Annotated in this window: 22 protein-coding genes; 15 read left to right on the top strand and 7 right to left on the bottom strand. The window is 64.7% G+C overall.

All coding sequences use genetic code 11. The features are described 5' to 3' along the window. Together GCT13_RS26505 and GCT13_RS26500 are read left to right on the top strand one after the other, a co-directional pair. Complete coding sequence (locus GCT13_RS26505) at positions 1-627, top strand: glutathione S-transferase family protein (protein WP_152763198.1); 627 nt, start codon at positions 1-3, stop codon at positions 625-627. A 110-nt stretch (positions 628-737) separates the two neighbouring features. Continuing rightward, on the top strand, positions 738-1,346 hold the full coding sequence (locus GCT13_RS26500; protein ID WP_152763196.1) for a Fur family transcriptional regulator: 609 nt from the start codon (positions 738-740) through the stop codon (positions 1,344-1,346). 41 nt (positions 1,347-1,387) lie between these two features. Here GCT13_RS26500 and GCT13_RS26495 read toward each other — a convergent pair whose 3' ends face one another. The 3 genes from GCT13_RS26495 to GCT13_RS26485 all read right to left on the bottom strand — a co-directional run bounded on the left by GCT13_RS26495 (position 1,388) and on the right by GCT13_RS26485 (position 3,251). Further along, positions 1,388-1,852, bottom strand: a complete 465-nt coding sequence (locus GCT13_RS26495) for a response regulator (RefSeq protein WP_087732384.1) — start codon at positions 1,850-1,852, stop codon at positions 1,388-1,390. A gap of 245 nt (positions 1,853-2,097) precedes the next feature. Then, entirely contained in the window at positions 2,098-2,409 is a 312-nt protein-coding gene (locus GCT13_RS26490; RefSeq protein ID WP_152763194.1) for a hypothetical protein, read from the bottom strand. A 116-nt stretch (positions 2,410-2,525) separates the two neighbouring features. Further along, on the bottom strand, positions 2,526-3,251 hold the full coding sequence (locus GCT13_RS26485; RefSeq protein ID WP_152763192.1) for a TetR/AcrR family transcriptional regulator: 726 nt from the start codon (positions 3,249-3,251) through the stop codon (positions 2,526-2,528). Between the two features lie 90 nt (positions 3,252-3,341). Here GCT13_RS26485 and GCT13_RS26480 point away from each other — a divergent pair, with 90 nt between their 5' ends. The 3 genes from GCT13_RS26480 to GCT13_RS26470 all read left to right on the top strand — a co-directional run bounded on the left by GCT13_RS26480 (position 3,342) and on the right by GCT13_RS26470 (position 7,768). Beyond that, positions 3,342-4,850 carry an MDR family MFS transporter gene (locus GCT13_RS26480; RefSeq protein ID WP_152763190.1) on the top strand — a complete coding sequence of 503 codons (1,509 nt, stop codon included), beginning with the start codon at positions 3,342-3,344 and terminating at the stop codon, positions 4,848-4,850. Between the two features lie 454 nt (positions 4,851-5,304). Then, complete coding sequence (locus GCT13_RS26475; RefSeq protein WP_152763188.1) at positions 5,305-6,516, top strand: zinc ribbon domain-containing protein; 1,212 nt, start codon at positions 5,305-5,307, stop codon at positions 6,514-6,516. A gap of 127 nt (positions 6,517-6,643) precedes the next feature. Then, positions 6,644-7,768 carry a TAXI family TRAP transporter solute-binding subunit gene (locus GCT13_RS26470; protein ID WP_152763186.1) on the top strand — a complete coding sequence of 375 codons (1,125 nt, stop codon included), beginning with the start codon at positions 6,644-6,646 and terminating at the stop codon, positions 7,766-7,768. Between the two features lie 122 nt (positions 7,769-7,890). Here GCT13_RS26470 and GCT13_RS26465 read toward each other — a convergent pair whose 3' ends face one another. Further along, the gene (locus GCT13_RS26465) at positions 7,891-8,445 is read right to left on the bottom strand and encodes a thioesterase family protein (RefSeq protein ID WP_152763184.1); all 555 of its coding nucleotides are present in this window, start codon (positions 8,443-8,445) and stop codon (positions 7,891-7,893) included. 325 nt (positions 8,446-8,770) lie between these two features. On the opposite strand from GCT13_RS26465, the gene GCT13_RS26460 reads away from it, so the two are divergent. Further along, entirely contained in the window at positions 8,771-9,334 is a 564-nt protein-coding gene (locus GCT13_RS26460; protein ID WP_152763182.1) for a GNAT family N-acetyltransferase, read from the top strand. Positions 9,335-9,386: 52 nt separating this feature from the next. On the opposite strand, the gene GCT13_RS26455 is transcribed toward GCT13_RS26460, so the two are convergent. After that, complete coding sequence (locus tag GCT13_RS26455) at positions 9,387-9,941, bottom strand: putative glycolipid-binding domain-containing protein (RefSeq protein WP_152763180.1); 555 nt, start codon at positions 9,939-9,941, stop codon at positions 9,387-9,389. 273 nt (positions 9,942-10,214) lie between these two features. On the opposite strand from GCT13_RS26455, the gene GCT13_RS26450 reads away from it, so the two are divergent. From GCT13_RS26450 to GCT13_RS26425, 7 genes are all read left to right on the top strand, one after another. Further along, on the top strand, positions 10,215-11,198 hold the full coding sequence (locus GCT13_RS26450; protein WP_152763178.1) for an urea transporter: 984 nt from the start codon (positions 10,215-10,217) through the stop codon (positions 11,196-11,198). A 45-nt stretch (positions 11,199-11,243) separates the two neighbouring features. Continuing rightward, positions 11,244-12,020 (top strand): class II aldolase/adducin family protein, encoded by a 777-nt coding sequence (locus GCT13_RS26445; RefSeq protein ID WP_152763176.1) that lies wholly within the window; start codon positions 11,244-11,246, stop codon positions 12,018-12,020. Next, on the top strand, positions 11,935-12,252 hold the full coding sequence (locus GCT13_RS50610) for a 4-oxalocrotonate tautomerase (RefSeq protein ID WP_152763174.1): 318 nt from the start codon (positions 11,935-11,937) through the stop codon (positions 12,250-12,252). The genes GCT13_RS26445 and GCT13_RS50610 overlap by 86 nt, the downstream gene beginning before the upstream one ends. A 406-nt stretch (positions 12,253-12,658) precedes the next feature. Then, positions 12,659-14,080: a cytochrome ubiquinol oxidase subunit I gene (locus tag GCT13_RS26435; RefSeq protein WP_152763172.1), complete on the top strand. Its 1,422-nt coding sequence runs from the start codon at positions 12,659-12,661 to the stop codon at positions 14,078-14,080. Positions 14,081-14,119: 39 nt separating this feature from the next. Continuing rightward, a complete protein-coding gene (gene cydB / locus GCT13_RS26430; RefSeq protein ID WP_152763170.1) occupies positions 14,120-15,121 on the top strand; it encodes a cytochrome d ubiquinol oxidase subunit II in 1,002 nt (333 codons plus the stop codon). Next, complete coding sequence (locus GCT13_RS48550; RefSeq protein WP_193727767.1) at positions 15,099-15,257, top strand: hypothetical protein; 159 nt, start codon at positions 15,099-15,101, stop codon at positions 15,255-15,257. The genes cydB and GCT13_RS48550 overlap by 23 nt, the downstream gene beginning before the upstream one ends. Before the next feature lie 691 nt (positions 15,258-15,948). Next, the gene (locus GCT13_RS26425; protein ID WP_152763281.1) at positions 15,949-16,701 is read left to right on the top strand and encodes a response regulator transcription factor; all 753 of its coding nucleotides are present in this window, start codon (positions 15,949-15,951) and stop codon (positions 16,699-16,701) included. A 126-nt stretch (positions 16,702-16,827) separates the two neighbouring features. Here the strand turns inward: GCT13_RS26425 and GCT13_RS26420 are convergent, their stop codons facing one another. Beyond that, positions 16,828-17,145, bottom strand: a complete 318-nt coding sequence (locus GCT13_RS26420; RefSeq protein WP_321574635.1) for a hypothetical protein — start codon at positions 17,143-17,145, stop codon at positions 16,828-16,830. A 461-nt stretch (positions 17,146-17,606) separates the two neighbouring features. Further along, entirely contained in the window at positions 17,607-19,442 is a 1,836-nt protein-coding gene (locus GCT13_RS26415) for an ATP-binding response regulator (RefSeq protein WP_227747021.1), read from the bottom strand. Between the two features lie 388 nt (positions 19,443-19,830). Between GCT13_RS26415 and GCT13_RS26410 the strand changes: the two genes are divergently transcribed. Then, positions 19,831-20,640, top strand: coding sequence for a hypothetical protein (locus GCT13_RS26410; RefSeq protein ID WP_152763168.1), 810 nt, complete (start codon positions 19,831-19,833; stop codon positions 20,638-20,640). A 396-nt stretch (positions 20,641-21,036) separates the two neighbouring features. After that, complete coding sequence (locus GCT13_RS26405) at positions 21,037-24,453, top strand: alpha/beta fold hydrolase (RefSeq protein WP_152763166.1); 3,417 nt, start codon at positions 21,037-21,039, stop codon at positions 24,451-24,453. The last annotated feature ends 11 nt before the right edge of the window (positions 24,454-24,464 follow it).

Raw genomic sequence — 24,464 nt, 5'->3', positions numbered from 1 at the left:
ATGACGATCACGCTCTATGCATGGGGCACGCCGAATGGCCGCAAGGTCAGCGTCGCGCTCGAGGAAATGGAACTGCCGTACGTCGTCAAGCCGATCAACATCACGCAGGACGAGCAGTTCGATCCCGACTTTCTCGCGATCAGCCCGAACAACAAGATTCCCGCGATCGTCGATCCCGACGGACCGGATGGCCAGCCGATCAGCGTGTTCGAATCGGGCGCGATCCTGCTGTACCTCGGCGAGAAGACGGGCAAGTTCCTGCCGGAGAGCCTGCGCGAGCGCGTGCCCGTGCTCGAATGGCTGATGTGGCAGATGGGCGGCTTCGGCCCGATGCCGGGACAGGTGCATCACTTCGCGGCTCTCGCTTCCGAGGACGACAAGCGCTATGGACTCAAGCGCTTTTCGGCCGAGACGCGAAGGCTCTATGCGGTGCTAGATAAGCGGCTGGGCAAGACGGAATATGTGGCGGGCGAGTTGTCCGTCGCGGACTTCGCGATCCTCGGCTGGGCGTGGCGGCACGAGCGCCACAAGGTCGATCTCGCCGACTACCCGAACGTCAAGCGCTGGTACGGCACGCTGTTCGAACGTCCTGGTGTCAGGCGCGGGTTCGACGCGAAGCTCGACTGACGCGACCGATCAATCGTGCGAGCCGCTGACCGCCGCGCATGCAGAGCGGCGACGGCGGCTTGGGTTCGACTGCAGGGTTCAACTGCTGCGTTCAACCTTATAATCAGCGGATGAAAAACGCCAAGCCAACGGCTGCCGCTGCTGCTTCCGCAACGGCAGGCGCATCGAATCCAGCGCATCGTCCGCAGCACGACGAACATCGCGCGGACCACGCGCATCCGCACGATCCGCGTCACGAGCATGCCGGGCATTTGCAGGGTACGCAGGCGTCCGCAGAGGCGGCACTCGCGCTGGCGGAGGAATACTGCCGGGAGCGCGGCGAGAAGCTCACGCCGATCCGCCGCAAGGTGCTGGAACTTCTGTTGACATCGGGCCGCGCGACCAAGGCCTATTCGCTGCTCGACGACATGCGCCATATCCACCCCGGCTCCGCGCCGCCCACGGTGTATCGCGCGCTCGATTTCCTGCTGTCCGCGGGGCTCGTGCACAAGATCGAATCGATCAACGCGTTCGCCGTTTGTCACGACCTGACGCAATGTCAGCACGGCATTCTCGTCGTCTGCCAGCAGTGCGGCAATGTCACGGAACTGCATCAGCCCGCGCTGCGCGAGGCGCTCGTCGCGCAAATCGAAAACGCGGGCTACCGGCTCGCCGGAGACGGAATCGAGCTGAAAGGGCTGTGCTCGGCATGCCAGGCCGCGCAAGCCGCCGGCAGCTGAACCCACCCGTCTTCGTCAGACGAGGCGCCGCAGTTCGAACGTCAGGTCAGGCCGGCGGCGCGCGCACCAATCGCGTCGCGCAGCAGCGTCACCAGCGCATCGGGCGGCGCGGGCTTCGTCATGAAGTGCTGGAATCCCTCGCCGATGCTGCGCAGCCGATAGGCTTCATCGGTATGGCCCGTCACGGCCACTGCGACGCAAGGCGCGTGATCGCCGCGAATCTCGTGATCCCGCAAACGCTGGATCAGATAGAAGCCGTCCATCGCGGGCAGGTCCAGATCGCAGACGACGGCATCGGGCAGCACCCGAATGGCGGCTTCGACGCCCTCTTCGGCATCCGCCACGGCGATGACATTGGCCCCTTCTGATTCGAGCAGAATTTTCAACGATTCCCTGTTTTGCGGGTCGTCTTCGACTAGCACGATCGTGGCCTGATCGAGCCTCAATACTCCGTTCATCTTGATGTTATTGCTGTAAAAGCTGGTTATGCACTCTGACGTGGCCATGATGTTACGTACTTGTGTACCGCGCCAGCGCCGGCAGCGGAAAAGAGTTCAACGTTTCTACTCTCGTAGGGTCGCTCTTACCAACGGACGACGGACGCGCTGTCCGTCCGCCAACCGCTCCCGCCTCGCGTAGTCGTCACTGTGTGCACGGCGCGCGTCCGCCGCCGCGCACATCCCCTCTTCGGACTCGATTGTCCGCATCGAGTTGCACGCGACTGTACGCTTGCGAGCATGTCCCGCCGTATTCAAAAAAGCGCCAGGACAGGCGCGACAACCGAGCCGCGTGCTGGCGGGCACCGCGCCATCTTGACGGCCGCGCAAGGCGCTCGCGTGACCATCCGAAGGCATGCAGATAACGAGAAGAAGCTTGTGAAGCGCGCGCAGGATGAAAAGCGGGCCAGCCGGCCGAAACGGTCGAAGGCAAGGCACTGCGATGCATTGCGATCTTCTTCCTGTTCCTCGTTGTCTTCGTCGTCAACCTGTCGATGCGTGCGCGGAAGATGGCTGATTGCCGCGCCGGTGCAAGACAGCATGGCGGACGTCGAACTGCGAAACACACGGATGGATCAAGCACATTGCGTGCCGCCGGCAAATGGTGCCAGGCGACGGCGAAGCGCCTTGCACGTCTGAAGAAAGCGCTTCGCCGGCAAGCGATGCACGACCGACGCGCGACTCACGCGCGCGGCTTCGACCCCACGCCGTGCATGAGCAACGCGACGGCATGACGCGCGATGTCGTCCGCCGTCAGCTTTCTGCGCACAGGATCGTGGCGCCACATCGCCGACGTGGCGAGCGGCAGGATCGCCAGCCCGATCACCGACAGAAACACGAGCGACGGCTCCAGATCCGGATTCAGCCGCCCTTCCTTCTGCCACCGCTCGATATACGCGATGCCGCGCCGCTGGTTCGCATCGCCGAAACGCTCGTGCATGCGCTGCTTGAGCAGGCCGCCCTCGCTGATCACTTCGCGAATCCACAGCGACGGAAACCACGGATAGTCGCCCGCGACATCGACGAGCCGCTGCGCGAGCGACGTGATCGCCGCGATGGGATCGTCGGGATTCGCTTCGAACGAACCGGCGAGCCGCGTGCGCAGCGGCAGGAAACGCTCGTCGATCAGCACGTCGAGCAGTTGATCGCGGGTCTTGAAGTAGTAATGCATCATCGCGGGCGTGAAACCCGCCTCGCGCGCGACCTGGCCGAGCGTCGTATCGACGATGCCCTGCCGCGCGAACAGCGCAAGCGCCGCGTCCAGCAGACGGGCGCGCTGCTCAGGACCGCGTCCGCTGCCCGACGGGCGGCCGGGACGGCGCCCCGCCACGGCGGGCGCCGACGTGCCCGCGCTTACGTCGTCCGCATGCCCCGCCTGATCCAGACCCGATACCGATTTCCGTGCCATGACAGTGAGATTGACGAATGATCTGATGTCGCATATATTAATCTGCGTGTTAATTAATTTCAAGGCAACTTGAAAGCATTGGAAGCCGAGATGGAAACCCAGACCCTTGCCCACGACGCCGCGCCCGGCACGACCGGACGCCCGTCGCTGCGCGTGCTGTTTCCGGCGCTGCTGCTGGTGATGCTGCTCGCGGCGCTCGACCAGACGATCGTGTCGACCGCGCTGCCGACCATCGTCGGCGATCTCGGCGGGCTGGACAGCCTGTCGTGGGTCGTCACCGCCTATCTTTTGACGTCGACGATCGTCGTGCCGCTTTACGGCAAGTTCGGCGACCTGTTCGGCCGCAAGATCGTCTTGCAGACGGCGATCGTGCTGTTCCTGATCGGCTCGGCGCTGTGCGGGCTCGCGCAGAACATGACCGAGCTGATCCTGCTGCGCGCGCTTCAGGGACTCGGCGGCGGCGGACTGCTCGTCATCACGATGGCCGCGATCGGCGACGTGATCCCGCCTGCCGAGCGCGGCCGCTATCAAGGCGTGTTCGGTGGCGTATTCGGTCTTGCGACCGTGATCGGCCCGATGATGGGCGGCTTTCTCGTCGACCATCTGTCGTGGCGCTGGATCTTCTACATCAACGTGCCGCTCGGCATCGCCGCGCTGCTCGTGATCGGCGCCGTGTTCAAGCCGCGTGTCGCGCACGTGAAGCACACGATCGACTACATGGGCGCGGCCTTCCTCGCGGGCGCCCTCACCTGCGTGATCCTGTTCACGAGCCAGGGCGGCACGGTGCTCCCGTGGACCTCCCCGCAACTGTGGTTCACGCTCGTGCTCGCGTTCATCTGCGTCGGCGGGTTCATCTATGAAGAACGCCTCGCCGTCGAACCGATCATGCCGCTCGAGCTCTTTCGCGACCGCACGTTTCTGCTGGCAAGCGCGATCGGCTTTATCGTCGGCGTGTCGCTGTTCGGCTCGGTGACGTTTCTGCCGATGTATCTGCAGGTCGTGAAGTACTCGACGCCTTCCGAAGCCGGCATGCAGATGATGCCGATGATGGGCGGCGTGCTGGTGATGTCGATCGTCACGGGGCGCATCATCAGCAAGATCGGCAAATACCGGATGTTCCCGATCATGGGCACGTTCCTCGTCGGCGTCGCGATGGTGTTGCTCACCACGCTAAAGCTCTCGACGCCCGTTCATGTGATGTATGCGTATATGGGCGTGCTCGGCTGCGGTCTCGGCATGGTGATGCAGGTGCTCATTCTCGCCGTGCAGAACGCGGTGCCGTTCAGGCATCTCGGCACGGCGACGTCGGGCGCGACATTGTTCCGTTCGATCGGCGGCTCGGTCGGCGTCGCGGCATTCGGCGCGATCTTCTCGAATGGGCTCGCGGCTCGCCTGCAAGCGCTGATTCCACCGGATACCGAACTGCCGCACGCGCTCGGCCCCGCTGCGATTCACAACTTGCCCGCCGTCTTGCGCGACGATTACTTGCAGGCATTCGCGAGCGCGCTGCACACGGTGTATCTCGTCGCTGCCTGCGTGGTCGTGCTCGCGTTCGCGCTTGCGTGGCTGCTTAGAGATCATCCGCTGCGCAAGCATTGAAAAGCGCATCAGACGCTAGCAAACACAAGAACGACAAGACGCGCGAAAGGCGTCCGATGACTGGATAAAGGCGTGCAACGTCTCTATGACATGCTTGTGCATAACGGCCGGTGTGCATTGCGCGCCGGCCTTTTATTTGATCGATGCGTTTCCTATGATCAAAACGTAACGGGCGACGTTGCAATTCGGCCTATGCATAAACCCTGATGCATGATCGTTTACCCCTTTAATTCAAGGGCCGACGCGACGGATGTGTGCGATAGGTAGCAACGGCGATTGACGCGCCGCGAGAAAGAAACCATATTTGCTCACACACAGCGGCCCCATGATGAAAGAACTGGGCCGGCTGCTACCCAGCGCATGTGGATCGAGTTCCGCCAACTCGCTCGTTTGCTTCAACTTCGATCCTGAGCATGCCGAAATGGCATCGCCTACAACTGGTTGGGGTTCAAGCATGTCTGCCGAATCGACATCTGCCCAGGGCTTCCCCACGCCATGCACACGTTGCGGCGGCGTGCTGTATCAGCATGCCGAATTCTGCCCGTACTGCGGTGCGGATCATCCTCTCGACAGAGCGCAGCGCAAGCGCGCCGGAACCCAGTTGAGAGCCGTCGATACGCAGGCGCCGCATTTGCCCGCGATTGCTCCCGATCCTTCGGGACTGCCTGCGCTCGCATCACCCGACATGCCGATTGCGCCCCTCGCCGTGCCGCACGCGGCATGGCAGGCGGCCGGCCGGTGGATGGTCACGAAAGGCGTCGTGATGCTGCTCTTCGTCGCGGCGTTCTGCTACGCGGCCTGGCTGCTGCTCGGCGACAACCGCCGGCAGGACACGAGCGGCGACGAAACGACCAACAGCGCGAGCACGGCGGGCGGATCGATTTCGCCTTATACGCCGCCACCTGCGCCGCGAGCGACGCCGCAATCCGTGGTGCAACCGGCAGCGCAGCCGGTAGCGCAAATGGCGCGCACCGCGCCGACGGCAACGACTGTGAACGCGCCCGTCGCCGACATCATGCCGACACGCGTCGCGCCGCCGAGGCCACCCGTCGTCCAGCATTACCGTGACCTCTCCGAAGCGCTGCGCGCCGCAAACGCGGGACTCGCGCACAACAACCTCGCGGAAGCGAAGTCGGCGCTTGCGGATGCGATGTCGATCGAGCCGAACAACGCAGACGCAGCGCAGATCCAGGGCGAAATCGGCGACCGCGAGAAGAGGCGCGACGCCGCGCTCAACGTGGCGAGCAACTGCGCGAAGGACAAGCTGTGGAGCTGCGTGCGCGAGCATGCAGCGCACGCGCTCGCGATCGACGTCAGCAGCGCGGACGCGCAGTCATTGCTCGAACGCGTGATTCTTTCGACGGGCTGGAAGCCGCTTGCCAGCGCGGCCGCGCCCGCGACCGCCGCCACGAAAGTCAACAACGCCGACGCCAATGCCAATGTGAATACGAATACCAACGGCACGCCGGCGCTGCCGCCACTGCCGCCCGCCATCGCAACGAAAAGCGCCGTGACGGCAACGAGCGTCACCGCGAATCCGACGGCGACGAACGCGGCGACGAACGTGACGAACAGCAACGCGGCGAGCGCAGCCAGCGGCGTCGACGCCGAGATGCGCGCAATCATCGATTCGGGCTGGAAGCACTCGCCATCGGCGAACAAGTGAACAAATAGCAGAGCACGTCACGCAATCGAGAAGACGCAGCACACACGTATTGCAAGCCTGAAGTAACGGAGCATGCGTGCTATCCGTTAGGCGCATGCGTTTCAACACACCACAAGGTAGGTAGACCATGCTCAGAACAATACTGACGGGATTGACGGCGCTGGTGAGCTTATTGGTCGCGTCCGTCGCCATCGCTGCTGGGGCGACGGGGGCAGCGGCGGCAGCCGGCGTCGCCGCGCACTACAAGATCGTCACGGGACAGGAGCGCGGCACGTACATCCAGATCGGCGCCGACCTCGCGAAATACGTCGCTCAGCCCGCGGGCATCGACCTCGAAGTGATGCCGTCGAAAGGCTCCGCGGAAAACGTGCAGCGCATGCGCTTCGAGCCGGGCGTCAAGCTCGCGCTCGTGCAATCCGACGTGTATCAGGCCTATATCGACATGGCGAACTCCGGCAACGCGGATGCCGGCACGACGATCCGCCCGTTGCGCCTCATCATGCCGCTCTATAACGAAGAGATCTATTTTGTCGTGCGCAACGACTCGCCGATGAAGACGATAAACGAGATCAAGGACAAGGTGATCAGCATCGGCCCGATCGGCAGCGGCACCGCGCAATCGGCAACGACGCTTTACCGGCTGATGTTCAATCAACCGATTCCCGAGCAGAACGTGCAGAGCCTGAGCAACGAGGACGCGATTGCCGCGCTCGTCGTGAAGAAGATCGACGTGGCCGTGATCGTGGCGGGACAGCCGGCGAAGCTCTTCACCGATATGAACCCCGATCTTCTGTCGCAGATCCGCTTCCTGCGACTCGACGCGAACGCGCCCGAAACGGCGCGCGCGAAGGAAACGTATTTCCCCGCGACGATCCGCCAGGGCAGCTACCCGAACTGGCTTAAAGAAGACGTACCGACGCTGACCGTCAAGGCGTTTCTCGTCACGTACGACTACGGCTTGCGCGATACGGTCAGCAATCTGAACCGCTTCGCCGATTCGCTGTGCAACAACTTCGATGTGCTTCAGGAGAAAGGACATCCGAAGTGGAAGCAGGTGAAGCTCGAACTGCCGCCGCTCACGAAGGGCTGGCAATACTACCCGCCCATCGAACGGCACTTGCGCGCGTGCATCGCGCACCGCGCGGCTGGCACGCCGACGACGGCCTCCGCGCAACAGCAGCCCGCGCCGCCTAAAGTCAACAAGCGTCCTTGCTCGGATCAGGAGCGCTTGCTGCTGTTGTGCGGGAAGTGATGCGTTCGAACCGGGGCGCTTCTTCATCGACGCGTAACGCCACGGCTTGCTGGACGCCATGGCGTTTTCGTTGCACATGAGAACATGTGAGCGACGTAGCGCTTAACTGTCCTTCACTCAGGTCACGCCTGCGCCGACGCCTGACGCGCAGCTGGCGGAATCGCCATGCCGCCTTCGGCCGCGCTCCATTGCACGACCCATTCGGGCAGCACGGGCGAAGCCTGCGTGACGCCCGCGAGTTGCAGCAGATCGTTCGTCGGCACGGTGCCTCCGCTGCGCTTGAGAAACCGCGCGCGCACCACGCCCAACGCGACCTGCGCGCCGTCGCGGATAAAAGCCTGTTCGATGAACGTGTGCTTGTCGTCCCAGCCGATCACGCGCGTCGCCACGTCATAGCGATCCCATAGCTCCAGCGATCGGTGAAAGCGTATCGTCTCCAGCGTGACGACGGGATACCAACCTTGCTTCCTCAGTTGCGGCCACATGCCCGAGCGCACCATCAGATCGACGCGCGCCAGATCGAGAATCGTGAAGTAGCGGCCGTTGGTCATATGGCGCAGCACGTCGAGATCGTTCGGCCACACGCGAAACGGCGTCACGCAAGTGTCGAGCACATGCAGACGGCTACGCTGCGGACTCAGCAGCAGGGTAAGGAAGAGACGCAACAGCAGGTTCATGGCAAAGCCCGTATCGGCGACGCTGACCAATGGATGAGGTTGACGAAGGAGCCTGCATGTTAATCGACGGCTGCGCGGCCGGAAACAGCAGAAGCGGCGTCTGGTGATAGAGCACCTCTTCGCATCGCGCGTGCCTTCGTGAGCGATCTGTATTTTCGTCCCCGGCGCGTGTCGGTGGCGGGAAAGCCGCGCCTCCTGGTTTTCCTCACCATCCTGGATCGGCTCACCTCGCCGTCCGTCGACGCAGATTTTTGAAGCGCTTCATTTCCGCACGCGCCGCAGGCATAGTGAGAGGTTTCCAGCTACGACACCATCATCCGACACAATGAGCGAGACCTCTCCGGCCGCCGCGCCCGTCGTCCGCGACGCGACGGACGCCGACTTTCCCTTCATCCAGTCTATCTATGCGCATCACGTGCTGACGGGCGTCGCGTCGTTCGAAGAAGCGCCGCCGTCCGTCGACGAAATGCAAAAGCGCCACGCTGCCGTGCTCTCTCACGGTCTGCCGTATATCGTCGCGGTGCTTGACGGCAAGGTCGCCGGCTATGCGTATGCGACGCTGTACCGGCCGCGCATCGCCTATCGCTACACGATCGAAGACTCGATCTACGTCGACGATGGCTGCCGGGGACGCGGCGTCGGACGCTCGCTGATCGCCGCGCTGATCGAGCGATGCGAGCAAGGACCGTGGCGTCAGATGATCGCCGTCATCGCCGACGGCGGACGCGGCGGCTCGTTGTCGCTGCATCGGGACGCGGGATTCGAACTCGTCGGCACGTTGAAGGCGGTCGGATTCAAGCACGGACGCTGGCTCGATTCGACGATGATGCAGCGCGCGCTCGGACATGGCAGCGATGTACTGCCAGCGGACGCCGACACTACGAAGTAAATCGCACACTCACGCGGATCGACGGCTTCGTCGCCGAACGCGAAGCGCAGCTTCAGGCGAACGGCAACGTGCGCGTGAACATCATCGGATAGTCGATCACGAGTCCGTCTTCGTCGACCTTCAACTCGGCCGCGAAGCCCGTATCGATGCCTTCATAGCGATACTCGATGCCCGGCTCGGCGCAGGTGTATGCCTGCTCGGCGCGCGAAACCTGCAGATCGGGCGTTGAGATAAACGCGACGGCAATCGTCTCGCGCGCGCCCTTCGCGAGTTGCAGACGGCGAATGGGCAGCGTGTTCGTATAAGGCGTCGCGGCGATGTCGATATCGATGCAGCCCGCCAGCGACGCAAGCACCAGGCCGTGACCATCGTGCCAGTTGCCTTCGCCGTCGCCGTGCAGATCGAGTTCCGGGCCGCCGATTACTTTCAGCCACGCATGCACGGTGCGCCACTGCAGATCGCATTTGACGCGGTAAAAGAGGCCATACGGATGGCCGTTGCGCTCGCCGATCAGCACGCTTTCGGCATAGAAGCCGTCGGCGCGCGCGTCGAACGCGAGATGCTCGACGCCATCGCCCTCTTCCGGGGTCCATCGCACTTCACGCATGAATCCGTCTCCTTCGTACGATCGTTATCGGTGACATCGTAGCGCGAACGCGCCGCGATGAACGCCGCGTGTTCCGTTCGCGCCGCATTGGCCGCGAAATGGACCGGCGTCATGCGCCTGGAAGACACGCGCCGCAAATAGCCGTTATCAACGCGCACGCATGCCGTACCCCGTCCGCCTCGCTACGCTCGCGATACGTCTGCTTCGAATCTCGCTGGCCGCTTGAGTTCCGCCTCATACGGCATTGTCACGCCCGCTCCAATCGATATCGCCATGCACGCCGCGCCCCATGAAGAGCCGCTCACCGCGCTGCGCACGCTGCTGCGCAGCTTCGGCCAGATCGTCCTGCAACGCGATGCGTCGACGGGCGCATGCGTGCTCGCCGCATGGCTCGTGTGCGATCCACGCCTCGCGTGCGCTGCGTTGACAGGCGCGATCGCCGCGAACGTCGGCGCGGTGCTGCGCGGCTACGATCCGAGCGAGACGCGCGACGGGCTGCACGGTTTCAACGGCGCGCTGGCCGCGCTTGCCGCTTTCACGTTCGTCGCCGATGACGCCACGGCGATCGCCATCGCGATACTCGCGGCAACGGCCGCCGCGTGGCTCCTCGGCCCGTGGGCGCGGCTGCTGCGCTCGCGCGGCCTCGGATACTATTCGAGCCCTTGCCTGCTCGTCACGTGGGCGTGGCTGCCGCTCGCGCATGGGGCGTTTGCGCATGTCGGCGTCGGCGTCGGCGTCGGTGCGAGCGCAAGCGACACCGTAGCGTGGATGCCGTTTGCGCGCGCATTGCTTGCGGGCATCGCGCAGACATCGTTTGGGTCGACCGCGTGGGCCGGTCTGCTGATTCTCGCGGGCATCGCGATGTCGTCGATGCGATGCGCCGCATTCGCGCTGGCGGGCGCGGCGCTCGCGACGGCGGCGCACTGGTTCATCGGCACGGATGCAGCCGCTCTCGGCGCGGGCCTGTCGGGCTTCAACGGCGCGCTCACCGCGCTTGCATTGGCCGATTGCGGCGCATTGGCCGCGCTCGTTGGCGTGTGCGTGTCGGTATTGCTGCAACAGGCTGCTGCGTTTCCTGGTGTACCGGCACTGACCGCGCCCTTTGTCGTGGCAACGTGGACGGTGAGCCGTTTCATGCGCGATACTCGCGACACGCACATTTCGCGCAACACAAGCCCGTTCGACGTCGCGACCTCGCGCAGCGCGAACATCGGGCACCCAGAAAACACGACCCGCGCCGCTTTGCCGGAACGCTGAAGCGGCGAGTCACAAGCAACCCTGTTGAATGAGACGGGAGACATCATGTCATTTGCACACACGCCTGCAGGCCGCGTCGCGCAGTCAACGCCGATGTCGGAAGCAGAACGGCGCACCCGCGTCGATCTCGCGGCCGCCTACCGGCTCGCGGCGCTCAACGGCTGGGACGATCTCGTCTATACGCACATCTCCGCGAGCGTGCCCGACGAGCCCGGCCATTTCCTGATCAATCCCTTTGGCCTGTCGTTCGATGAAGTCTGCGCGTCGAATCTGGTGAAGATCGATATCGACGGCAATATCGTCGGCGAAAGCGAGCATCCCGTGAACGCGACGGGCTTCGCGTTGCACGCCGCCGTGCACGCGGTGCGCGCCGACGCATTCTGCGTCATGCATCTGCACAACACGGCGGGCATTGCCGTGTCGCTGCAAAAGGACGGCCTGTTGCCCGGCTCGCAGCACGCGCTGCGTTTTCATGGCTATCTCGCGTATCACGACTACGAGGGCCTCGCGTTCACGCCCGCAGAAGGCGAACGGCTTGTCGCCGATCTCGGCGACAAGCCCGCGATGCTGTTGCGCAATCACGGCACGCTGACGGCGGGCCGCACCGTCGCGGAAGCCTATGTGCTAATGGCGACGCTGATCAAGGCGTGCGAGATCCAGTTGCAGGCGCAGGCGGGCGGCGGGCCGCTCGTGCTGCCATCGGAAGCCGTCGCCGAACGCACGGCCGAACAACTCTATGACGGCGGCGCAATCGAAGGCGCAATCGAATGGCCCGCGCTGCTGCGCAAGCTCGATCGACTCGATCCGTCGTTCAGGAACTGACTTCGACACTCTTCGTTTCAACCCACTTCAAGGAACACGAGACATGCCTACTTTTCATATCGAGCTTTTCGAAGGCCGCACGGTCGAGCAGAAGCGCCAGTTCGTCGAGGCTATCACGAAGGCGACGTGCGATTCGCTGAACGTCGAGCCGGGTTCCGTCGACATCGTTCTCATCGATGTCAAACGGGAGAACTGGGCGACGGGCGGCCGTCTGTGGTCCGATCCGGCCTGACGAAAAAACCGCCAGACGGCTCGCACAAAACCCCAAGGCCTCTTCCGCGACAACGGGCCGCAAGTGCACTTCCGCGCTTGCGGCCTTTCTGTTTTCGACGCCGCCATGAACCGCCATGCGAACCGTCGCGCGACCGTCACGCACACGATGCTGCGACGCGGTTGATTGACGCACTTCCCCCTTGAGCGCGCGCAACAGGCGAGCCGAGCGACGCAGCAAAAATCTGATCGCGATCAAGGATTTATCTCGCCAGATCGATCGCGCGGAAGCGCAGTTCCGCGCCATATCGACGCAGCCCGCACCGCAGCAAACCCGTCCGCAATCCCCTACGCTTGCCTCACCTGCACGACGCAGTGCGCCCGGCATCCGCCGACGCGCGCCGTGTCTTTCTTTCGGATTCGGACACATGAACACCGCAATCTCAGCCTTCGACCTCGCGCGCATGCAGTTCGCGTTCACGGTCTCGTTTCACATCGTCTTTCCTGCGCTCAGCATCGGTCTCGCGAGCTTCATCGCCGTTCTCGAATGGCGCTGGCTGCAAACGGGCAAGGCCTACTACAAGGATCTTTGTCTGTTCTGGTCGAAGATCTTCGCCGTGGCCTTCGGCATGGGCGTCGTGTCAGGCGTCGTCATGAGCTACGAGTTCGGCACCAACTGGTCGGGCTTCTCCGCGTTCGCCGGTCCCGTGACGGGCCCGCTGCTGATGTACGAAGTAATGACCGCGTTCTTCCTCGAAGCGGGCTTCCTCGGCATCATGCTGTTCGGCTGGCAGCGCGTGAGCCCGCGCGCGCACTTCGGCGCGACGCTGATGGTCGCGATCGGCACGCTGATCTCGACGTTCTGGATTCTCGCGTCGAATAGCTGGATGCAGACGCCGCAAGGCTTCGATATCGTCGACAACCGCGTCGTGCCCGTCGACTGGTTCAAGATCATCTTCAATCCGTCGTTCCCGTACCGTCTCGCGCACATGGCGATGGCCGCGTTCATCGTGACGGCGCTCGTCGTCGCGGCCGTCGGCGCGTGGCATCTGCTGAAGGGCCGGCGCGACAACGCGGTGAAGAAGATGTTCTCGATGGCGCTGTGGATGCTGCTCGTTCTCGCGCCCATCCAGGCGTTCGTCGGCGACGCGCACGGACTGAACACGCGCGAATATCAGCCCGCGAAGATCGCGGCGATCGAAGGCCTGTGGGACACCGAGAAAGGCGGCACCGCGTTGAACCTGTTCGGCATCCCCGACATGCAGGCCGAGACGACGAAATACGCCGTGTCGATTCCGCATCTCGGCAGCCTGATCCTCACGCATAGCTGGGACGGCGAAATCCGCGGACTGAAGAGCTTCCCGAAAGAAGATCGCCCTGACTCGACGATCGTGTTCTGGAGCTTCCGCGTGATGGCCGGTCTCGGCGTCGCGATGATCGGCTTCGCGGCGGCGGCATGGGTGCTGCGCCGGCGCGGCAAGCTGTATGACGCGAAGTGGTTCCATCGCATCGCGATCGCGATGGGCCCGACGGGCTTCATGTCGCTGCTCGCGGGCTGGGTCACGACGGAAGTGGGCCGCCAGCCGTGGGTCGTGTACGGCGTGAAGCGCACCGTCGAAGCGGTGTCGCCGCTCTCCGCGCAACAGGTCGGCATTTCGCTGATGGCGTTCGTCGTCATCTACTTCCTCGTGTTCGGCACGGGCATCTACTACATGTTCAAGCTGATGCGCACGGGCCCCGCGCTGCCGGGCCACACGCCGGACGGTGTGCCCGCCCCTTCGTCCGGTCTGCCGGAACGCACCGCGCGCCGCCCGCTCTCCCGTCCCATGCAAAGCCCGTCGACCAGATGATCGACGCCTGAACCCCCTTCGATATCAGCGAGAGAAAAAATGGATGTGACCGTAGTCTGGGCCGCGATCATCGCACTGGGCCTCTTCATGTATGTCGTGCTGGACGGCTTCGATCTGGGCATCGGCATCGTGTTTCCGTTCTTCCCCGACGAAAAGGAACGCGACCTGATGATGAACACCGTCGCGCCTGTTTGGGACGGCAACGAGACGTGGCTCGTGCTCGGCGGCGCGGGCCTCTTCGCAGTGTTTCCCGTCGTCTATTCGACGGTGCTGTCCGCGCTCTATCTGCCCCTCGTCGGCATGCTCGCGTGCCTGATCTTTCGCGGCGTGTCGTTCGAGATCCGCGCGAAGGCGAACCGCACGAAGCATCTGTGGGACCTGGCGTTCATCGGCGGCTCGGCGGGCGCGGCGTTCTTCCAGGGCATCGCACTGGGCGCGTTCCTGCAAGGCATTCCCGTCGTCGACGGCAGCTTCGCCGGCGATGCGTTCGGCTGGCTCACGCCGTTCTCGCTGCTGACAGGCCTCGGCCTCGTCGTCACCTATGCGCTGCTCGGCTGCTGCTGGCTCGTCGCGAAGACGGAAGGCGATCTGCAACGGCGGCTGCATCGCGTCGTGTGGCCGCTGACGATCGTGCTGCTCGGCTTCATCGTCGTCGTGAGCCTGTGGACGCCGCTGCAGGAGCCGACGATTGCGCAACGCTGGTTCGACGGCGGCCTCTTCTGGCGCCTCGCGCCCGTGCCGTTGCTCGTCGCCATCTGCGTGTACTTCATGCGCCGCGCGGTGCGCGGCCGGCATCACAACACGCCGTTCCTGCTGGCGCTCGGCCTCGTGCTGCTCGGCTATGCCGGCCTGCTGGTGAGCCTGTGGCCGTACGCGATTCCGTCGAGCGTCACGCTCTGGGAAGCGGCCGCCCCGCGTTCGAGCCAGGTGTTCACGCTCGTCGGCGCGGCCGTCATCATTCCGATCATCATCGCGTACACGACTTTGGGTTACTGGGTTTTCCGCGGCAAGGTGCGCCATGGCGACGCCCACTACCACTGAGCCCGCCCGCCCGCGCTCGCGCCTGCCGGGCTGGCTCTGGTTCATCGCGCTGTGGTGCGGCGGCGTGGGCAGCGCGATGATCGCCGGCTACGCGTTCAAGGCACTGATGAACGCGACGCTCTTCGCGATCACCTGAACGGCTGGCACAAAGGAGCCGAGGCATGCGCGGCAGTTCGCGCATGTCGCGCCCGCCTCCCAAGCACGTGCCTCATGTACGGAGGCTCGCTTCCAGCGCCAGAGAACACCCGAACGCCACTGCCGCGCATAGCTCGCTGCCGCCGGCTCCACCCGACCGAGCCGCCGCTTCGCCTTCAAAATCCTTCCGCCCGGCTCGTCTACGTAGCAGGCCGCGACATGGACGTACGTCCGGCCACCGATGCAGTGCCGTACAAGCCAAGGAAAACCACACGCGCCAACCGCGTCGACCGGACCGGACTCTCCGGCACGGCCGCAGCGGCAGCGCGAGCGAGACCAGACCGATGCGCGCCGACGCCGTTGCGTTCCGGACGGCCCGCGCAAACAATGACAGGCGGACGCACGCGCATGGGCCGCGAGGCCCGCGCAGGCGATCTGCGGCGAGCATGACCACGCCGACGATCAGGCATATGATCGCGGCGTAGCAAGCAAAAAAGCTGTTGCTGCATGGACGGCCCGTCGCTGACGCGGCCGCAGGGAATGCAGCGGGTTGCGTCACGCAGCGGGCGGTTTCGCGCACGCGCGCGGCGCGGCCTTGCGGACGGATGGCGCACTTCGGGGAGCGCGCCCTCCGCTCCCGTCCCGACCGACAACGCAGGCACAACATCGGCAGGGCCGAAAGCGGAGACATGATGAAGTTTCTCGTAGCCGACGATCATGAACTGATCCGCCAGGGCGTCAAAGGTCTGTTGCGCGGACTCGATCCCGACGCCGTATTCGACGAAGCCGACACGTGGGAAACGCTGGCCGCCATCGCCAAGCCCGACGCCGACCACGATCTCGCGATCGTCGATCTGCATATGCCCGGCATGACGGGCGCCTCCTCGCTGCAAAGCCTGCTGACGGCCAACCCCGCGCTGCCCGTCGTCGTGTTGTCCGCGGAGGAGTCGCCCGACGAGATGCGCGCCGTGCTCGCGGCGGGCGCGCTCGGCTTCGTGCCGAAACGCCAGCCCGCGAGCGTGATGCTCAAGGCGATCGAACTGGTGCTTTCCGGCGGCGCCTACGTGCCGATGGAAGCACTGAGCCTGCTCGGCAACCGCGAAGCCGCGACGGCAACGATGGAGCCGGCGTCGACGGCAAGCGCCGCGACGGCCACCGCGCAAGCAAAGGCGTCCGCGCCGCCCGAAGCCGAGCCCGTCGTCCGCGTCGAAGCGCTGCAGCCGCATCAGCAGCATCTGCTGGAAAACCTGTCGCCGCGTCAGCAGGAAATCATGCGCCTCGTGCATCGCGGCTGGACCAACAAGATGATCGCGCGCGATCTCGGCGTCGCCGAGGGGACGATCAAGGTTCATCTCTCTGTGATTTTTCGCGCGCTCGGCGTGCACAATCGCGCGACCGCGATTGCCGTGATCAACGGCTGGCTCGAAGCGGGAAAAACGCTTTAGCGGGAGCCGCGTCGGCGTTGAGATTCAGCGTGGGAATTGCAGAGGACGGCGACATCGGATGCCCCATCGGATGCCGCATTTCGGAAGGACGCGGCCCCGCCTGGAGCCGCGAAGGCGCGTTGCCCGTTACAGCAGTTCGGTCGCGAGCGTGACGCCGAGCGCGACGCCGCCGATCACGCCGATCGCGCGGCCGATCAGCAGCGCGTTGAGGTCTTCGTCGAGTACGAACAGGTTGCGGCGCTCGCGCAGGACCGTACGGTGCAAAAGCGGCACCGGAAAAAGCAGCGCGCACGATAGCGCGACGGGCAGGCCGAGCCGCATCGCCATATGTGCGTGACGGCCGGACGGAATGCCGAAATACAGCATGCCGATGACGATAGCGCTCGTCACGACCGCGCCAAGCAGGACGCCGGCGACGAGCCGGTCGGAAGGATGTCCATTCACTTCGATACCTCGTTGATTCGATAGCCGCGCCAGCGCGGTGGGCTGGGCGCGGACGGTTGGCGGGAGAATTCGCTGCGGACAGCGGATGAAGCGGTCGGCGCGATGCCTGCCGATCGCCACGCGACGCCGGTGGCTCGACGGCCGCCGCTATCGCGAATCGGCGCGATGCCTGCCGATCGCCACGCGACGCCGGTGGCTCGACGGCCGCCGCTATCGCGAATCGGCGTATTTCAGCAGCCAGGCCTGGGGCCGGTCGATCAGACACTTCTCAAAGAAGGCCGGCGAGCGGGTGCGGAAGCGCAACGCGGCGCTCTGGCAGCAAATGAGTCGCGCGGAAAAAGCGAGGAAGAACAGAACGGACGTCGGCATGCCGACGCGGCGAACGCGGCGCCAGAGGAATCAAACGGCAGGGAAAAAGCGAGCGCGAAACACGACCGCCAGCCAGCCGGAGCGCCGCGGTCTCAACTACGCGACGTCACCGGCTGCGGCGCCGCGCCTTCCACGCTCGTGGCGCCATCGGCATCGGCGCCCGTGTCGGCGCCCGGCTGCTGCCATAACAGCTCCAGCGTGCGGCGCAGGCGCGCCGGCGTCACGGGCTTGTGCAGCACGGGAATCCCCTGCAACGCGAGCGCCTCCAGTTCCACCGACGCCATATCGCCCGTGATCAGCAGCGTCACGACGCGCTCGCGGCCGCGCCGCCGCAGCGCGTCGCGCACGGCGCCGAGCGCCTGCGCGCCCGTCCGGTGGTTCGCCAGCTGGTAATCGCAGAGCACCGCGTCGGGCATGAAGCCTTCGTCGATGGCGCGAAGCGCCTGACGCTCGTCGGGCACGCCGCGCACCACGCAGCCCCAGCGCCCGAGCAGGTTCTGGATGCCTTCGAGAATCGCCGGCTCGTCGTCGATGCACAGCACGTGGCGACCGAGCGCCGCCGCGCTGCTCGCGCCCGAGTCGTTGAGACCGGCGACGATCCGCGCCGGATCGCCCGCCCGCACCGGGAAGCGGAACACCGAGCCGCGCCCCGGCGCCGAGCGCAACTGCAGCTTCCCGCCGAGCATTTCGACGAGCCGCTTGACGGTCGGCAGGCCGAGGCCGTGCCCTTGCCGCGCATCGCGATGCGGATTGGCGACCTGATAAAACTCCTCGAAGATGCGCCCCTGCTCGGCCTTCGGAATGCCGATGCCCGAATCGCGCACTTCGATATAGCCGCCGTCGAGCCGTCCCGCGCGCCGGTAGCCCATCCAGATCGCGCCGCCCTCCGTGTAGCGCACCGCGTTCGACAGCAGGTTGCTCAGGATGCGCTCGAGCAGCACGGGATCGTCGTGGATGACGGCGTCCGTCGGCGCGATGCGCAGCGCGAGGCCCTTCGCGGCCGCCTGCGGCCAGTACTGGCTGCCGACACGGTCGAACAGTTCCGAGAGCCGGAAATGCAGCTTGATCACCTGCGTGACGCCGCTTTCGAGCCGCGCGAGATCGAGCACCTGGTTGAACAGCTGGTTCAACGCCTCGACGTTGTTGGCGATGTTGCTGGCCGTCTTGGCATGCTGGACGGATGTCGCCGCCGGATCGTTCAGCGATGCCGCGAGCAGCCCGATCGCGTGCAGCGGCTGGCGCAGATCGTGGCTCGCGGCCGCGAAGAAGCGCGTCTTCGCGAGACTCGCCTCTTCGGCGACGAGCTTTTGCGCGGCGAGCGATTCGGCGAGCGCCTGCTGATCGACGCGCGCCTGCACGACCCGCTGGAACAGCTTGCGGTAGCTGAGCGCGTAGACGTTGATTGCGCAGAAGAAGAATGCGAGGACGATCGCGAGAATCGTGCGGTCGAACGTGTGCGTGCCGAAGTGCAGCACGATCGCGGGCAGCAGCAGGAACGGAATCGCCGTCACGAAGTTGATCACGTCGAAGCCGTTCGACATGAACACGCCCGCCGCCAGCGTGACGAGCATCACCGTGTGCAGGATGGGCAGATCCGTGTGCGGGCTCTGGAACGCGAACCAGATCGCGAGCCCCGGCGCGCTATAGAGCAGCGCGCCGCGCGCGGCGTGCAGGTTGATCCACGTGCGCGGCGAGGCCGCATCGGGCCAACGGCGGTTGCACATCCACAGCGCGAGGCTCGCGCAGTTGGCAAAGCCGTAGAAGATGAAGCACGCGGCAAAAAGATGCGGATGCGGGATGTTATTCCAGTAGATCGCCACCAGCACCGCGATCGAAAACCAGTGCGTGAAGAAGGCAATCGGGTCTTGCGCGTACAGCACGCGCACGAGATCTTCGTCGATCGCGCGCTGGATTGGATCGGCCCGCATCGTGCGGTTCTCCTCACGCATGGTTGCTTTCGAGTCCGGCCATGCCGGCCCGCTGTTCGATGGTCGTTCCGCTTTTCATTCAGGCGCCGCCGCTTGCTTCGAGTCTGGAATAAAACCCGGGCGACGCTCGTCTTACACCGGCACCGGTACGGCAGTCTTAAGACAGTTTACCCGTCTTGCCGGCGGTTTACCCTTCAGCTATGACTTAATCCATATAGGCGGAGCCGCGTGCAAAAAGCATACTGGTCTCAACGATTCAACAATCAAGCGCGGCCAACAGCCTCTGAAGGTTCAGCTTCACGACCTGTTTTATGCCTGTTTGTCGAGGCTCCATCGGCGGGACCACTCGCCCCTACCGCGCACCTTGCCACTTCCGATGGAGGCCTTCATGGGCGCAGTTCCGAGCCAGGTTTTCGCACGCACTCTCGACGATGCCGTACTTCCCGACCTTTGGCGCCGCCGCACGCAGCTGACCGATAACGAAATGATGTCGATGTACGACCTCGTGAAGCGCGCGCTGCGCACCTATCATCCGCTCGAATTGCACGCGCTCGGCGAAGACAAGGAAGAGCTCGTGCACCAGTTCATCTATACGAAGGTGCTGCGCCTCGCGCCCGGCCACGTCGAATCGAAGGCAGCGCCCGAAAGCGCGCCGTCCAACAGCTACGCGATCTGCGCTTACTTCCGTCGTTACCTGATCGACTGCCTGCGCAGCGCGAGCCATCAGCGCAACGTGTCGATGGAGCACGAAGGCATGATGCAGGAAATCGATCTGCGCGCGCAGGCGCTCGAAGATCCCGTCGAAAGCGTGCTGATGCAATACGGCCTGAGCGAGCGCCGCGTGCGCGAAGCGGCGCGCGAGTTCATCGCGTCGCTCGACGCGCCGGAGCGCATCGTGCTGGCGGGCAGCCTCGGCTGGTGCTCGGAAGCGAAAGGCGGTCTGTCCGCGGTGGCCGCGCAGCATCGTGTGCCCTCCTATCACTATCGCGCTGTGAAGCTCGGCGTCACGATGAAGAAGACGGACGACGCCAGCCAGTTTTCCAACACGAAGATCGGCCAGTGGCTGCGCGAAGTGCTCGGCATCGAAATCCACGCCGACAACCGCGACGCGATCCTCGTCGTGTTCAACCTGCTGGCGACGGAAGCGACGGAAGCCGCCACCGCCCCGGACGACGAGATGATCGAAGTGGCTGCGTGAGGAGTTGGCGTTTGACAATCGGCGTTCGGTCGGCCGGCCTGCACGGCGGCTCGATCGACGATGGTGCCGTGGTGCCGTGGTGCCGGGGTGCCGTGGTGCCGGGGTGCCTTGATGCCGTGATGCCTTGATGCCACGCCCCGTCCGCAGCCGTGCTTCATCCCGCGCACCGTTCCGATGCACGTTCCCACAACCGTGGTCCGCCTGCGCCCTTTCGCGCCGAACGCATCGCGCGCCCGAAAGCGCCTGAAAAACACGCCCTTTTTTGAATTGCGCACCCGACCGCGCGTTTTCCCCTTGCATTTCGATGCGCGCCGTCCAGGATAAATAAGCTACGAGCGCGAGCCGTCTTCATCGGGGTTCCCCCGCCCTGCTGCACACTCAAAAAGAGGTGGTCGAATGAACCGCTTGTCCAGCGCCCTTGCGGCGATGAAGGATCATTACGAGGTGGTGGTCGTGGGTTCGGGCTATGGCGGCGCGATCGCCGCGAGCCGCATGGCGCGCGCGAAACGCAGCGTCTGCCTGCTCGAGCGCGGCCGCGAGTTCATGGCGGGCGACTTTCCCGCGACGCCGTTCCAGGGCGCCGAGCAGATCCAGTACAACACAAGCGTCGCGCAGATCGGCTCGCCGCTCGCGCTGCTCGAAATGCACGTGAACCCGGAGGTGAACGTCGTGGTCGGCTGCGGGCTGGGCGGCACGTCGCTGATCAACGCGAACGTTGCGCTGAAACCCGACGCGCGCCTGTGGGACGATCCGCGCTGGCCCGCCGCCGTGCGCGCGGACCAGGCGAACCTCGACATTTGCTACGAGCGCGCAACGACGATGCTCGGCGCGACGCCCGTTCCCGACGACTATCCCGATCTGCCGAAACTCGACGCGCTCGCGCTGTCGGCGAAAAAGCTCGGCATGAGCGAGCGCTTCTACCGGCCGCCCATCACGGTGACGTTCAAGGACGGCAAGAACGCGGCGGGCGTCGAACAGCAGCGCTGCAACGGCTGCGGCGACTGCAACTCGGGCTGCAATCACGGCGCGAAAAACTCGACGCACATGAACTACCTGCCCGACGCCGTCGCGCACGGCGCGCAGATTTTCACGGGCGTGGCCGTGCATTCCGTCGTGCGCGACGCAGCGCGCGGCGTCTGGTGCGTCCGCTATCAGCCCGCCGACCTGAAGCGCGAACTGTACGACGCGCCCGAACTGTTCGTGACGGCCGACGTCGTGATCCTGTCGGCGGGCACGCTCGGCTCGACGGCGATCCTGTTGCGCTCGCAGCAGGCGGGCTTGAGCGTGTCGAAACAGCTCGGCCAGCACTTCACCGGCAACGGCGACGTGCTCGCGTTCGCGTTCAACACCGACAAGGTGATCAACGGCGTCGGCTGGGGCACGCATCCCGCCGGCGACATTCTGCCCGTCGGCCCGTGTATCGCGGGCATCATCGACCATCGCGACACGGCGAACGTGAAAGACGGCTTCGTGATCGAGGAAGGGTCGATCGCCGCGCCCATCGGCGCTGCGCTGATGGGCGTGCTCGGCGTCGCGGCGCCCGTCGAAGGCGTCGAGATGCCCGACCCCGAAGGCGAGCCGCCCCTCGCCGACGAAGCGCGCATCGCCGAAAGCATTCTGCGCGGCCCGTATCACGGTGCGATGCACAACACGCAAACCTGGCTCGTGATGGCGCACGACGAAGAAAGCGGGCAAATCACGGTGGAAAACGGCCGTCCGCGCGTCAGCTGGCCGAACGCGGGCAAGCAGCCGATCTATGAGACGGTGGAAAAAGCGCTGATCGACGCGACGAGCGCGCTCGGCGGCGCCTACGTGCGCAACCCGATTTCCACCGAGGCGTTTCAGAACCGCATCGTCACCGTGCATCCGCTGGGCGGCTGCGCGATGGCCGACGATGCGACGTATGGCGTCGTCGATCAGGCGGGCCTCGTGTATTCGGATACGCAAGGCCATGCAGTGCACGACGGGCTGTATGTGATGGACGGCTCGGTGATGCCGCTTTCGCTCGGCGTGAATCCGCTGCTGACGATCTCCGCGCTTGCCGAGCGCAACTGCGCGCAGCTTGCGGCGTCGCACGGCTGGCAGATCGACTACGACGCGCCGGGAAACGCAGCCCCGCCGCCCGCGCCGAAAATCGGCCTGCGCTTCACCGAGACGATGATCGGCACGTACTTCGTCGGCGATGCGAAGCCCGCGGGACAAGCCGACGATCCCGCCGAAGGCACGCACATCAGCTTCACCGTGACGGTCGCATCCGACGACCTCGAAGACATGCTCGCGAATCCGCAGCATGAAGCGCACATGGTCGGCACGCTGACATGCAACGCGCTGTCGGCGCAGCCGATGACCGTCAGCGACGGCGTCTTCAACCTGTTCGTCGTCGACGAAACCAATGTCGAGCGGCGCAACATGAAATACCGGATGACGCTCGATACCGTCGACGGCAAGCGCTTCTATCTGACGGCCGAGAAGATCATCACGCATACGTCGCTGCTCGAACTGTGGACGCAGACGAATACCGCCTATGCGAAAGTGCGCGAATCGGAGGCCGAAGATGCGCCCGTCATCGGTCACGCGACGCTCATCATCACGCCGGAGAACTTCCTCAAGCAGCAGCGCACGACCGAAGTGACGAATGCGCCCGATATCGAAACGCGGCTCGCGTGGACGCTGAAATTCGGCCGCTTTTTCGCGGGCGTGCTCTATACGGAATATGGCGGCGTCGCCGCGCCGTTGCAGTACTTCAATCCCGAAGCGGCGCCGCGCCTGCGCCGTGCGCTGCGCGCGCCCGCGCCGCACATCACGTACTTCGACACCGAGGACGGCAAGACGCTGCGACTCGCGCGTTATCACGCCGGCAACAAAGGCCCTGTGCTGCTGATTCACGGCTCGGGCGTATCGAGCCGTATCTTCTCGACGGACCTGATCGGCACGAACCTCGTCGAGTTTCTGTGCGCCGCGCGCTACGACGTGTGGCTCGTCGATCTGCGCGTGAGCATCGAACTGCCGAGCGCGACCGAGCGCACGACCGCCGACGAAATCGCGCGCTACGACATACCCGCCGCCGTCGCGAAGGTGCGCGAACTGGCGGGCGTCGACGACATTCAGGTGTTCGGCCATTGCCTCGGCGCGCTGGCCTTCACGATGTCGCTGATGTCGGGGCTCAAGGGCGTGCGTTCGGCCGTGCTGTCGCAGGTGTCGGCGCATCCCGTGCCGGGACTCTTGCAGCGGATCAAGGCGGGCCTGCATACGCCGCAGATTCTTCAGCATCTGGGCATCAAGGATCTGACCGCTTACACGCAGCATGAAAATTGGCCGCACAACCTGCTCGACGCAGCGTTGAAGTTCTTCCCTGTCGAGCACGACGAATCCTGCAACAGCCCCGTGTGCCATCGCGCAACCTTCCTGTATGGCCTGCTGTACGAACACGCGCAACTCGACGAACAGCTGCACGCGAATCTGCAGGAGCTATTCGGCATTCACGACGTCGAGCTGTTCAATCAGCTCGCGGCGATGGTGCGCGCGGGGCATCTGGTCGATGCGAATGGCGTCGACGTGTACATGCCGAACATCGAAGGAATGAAGCTGCCGATCGCGTTCATTCACGGCTCGGAGAATCTCTGCTATCTGCCGACCAGCACGCAGATGACGTTCGACATGCTGGTCGAGCGGTTCGGATCTGAACACTACGAACGGCACGTTATCGACGGCTATGGACATATCGACTGCGTGTTCGGCAAACGCGCGGCGCTCGATGTATTTCCGACTGTCGTCAGGCATCTGGATGCGCATTGCCGCGCCGACGTTGCGTGACAAATGCCGGG

Origin of the sequence: Paraburkholderia franconis, assembly GCF_009362735.1 — a bacterium.
Taxonomy (GTDB): domain Bacteria; phylum Pseudomonadota; class Gammaproteobacteria; order Burkholderiales; family Burkholderiaceae; genus Paraburkholderia; species Paraburkholderia franconis.
Note: the sequence above shows the minus strand (reverse complement) of the source record. Positions and strands in the feature narration are given on the sequence as shown.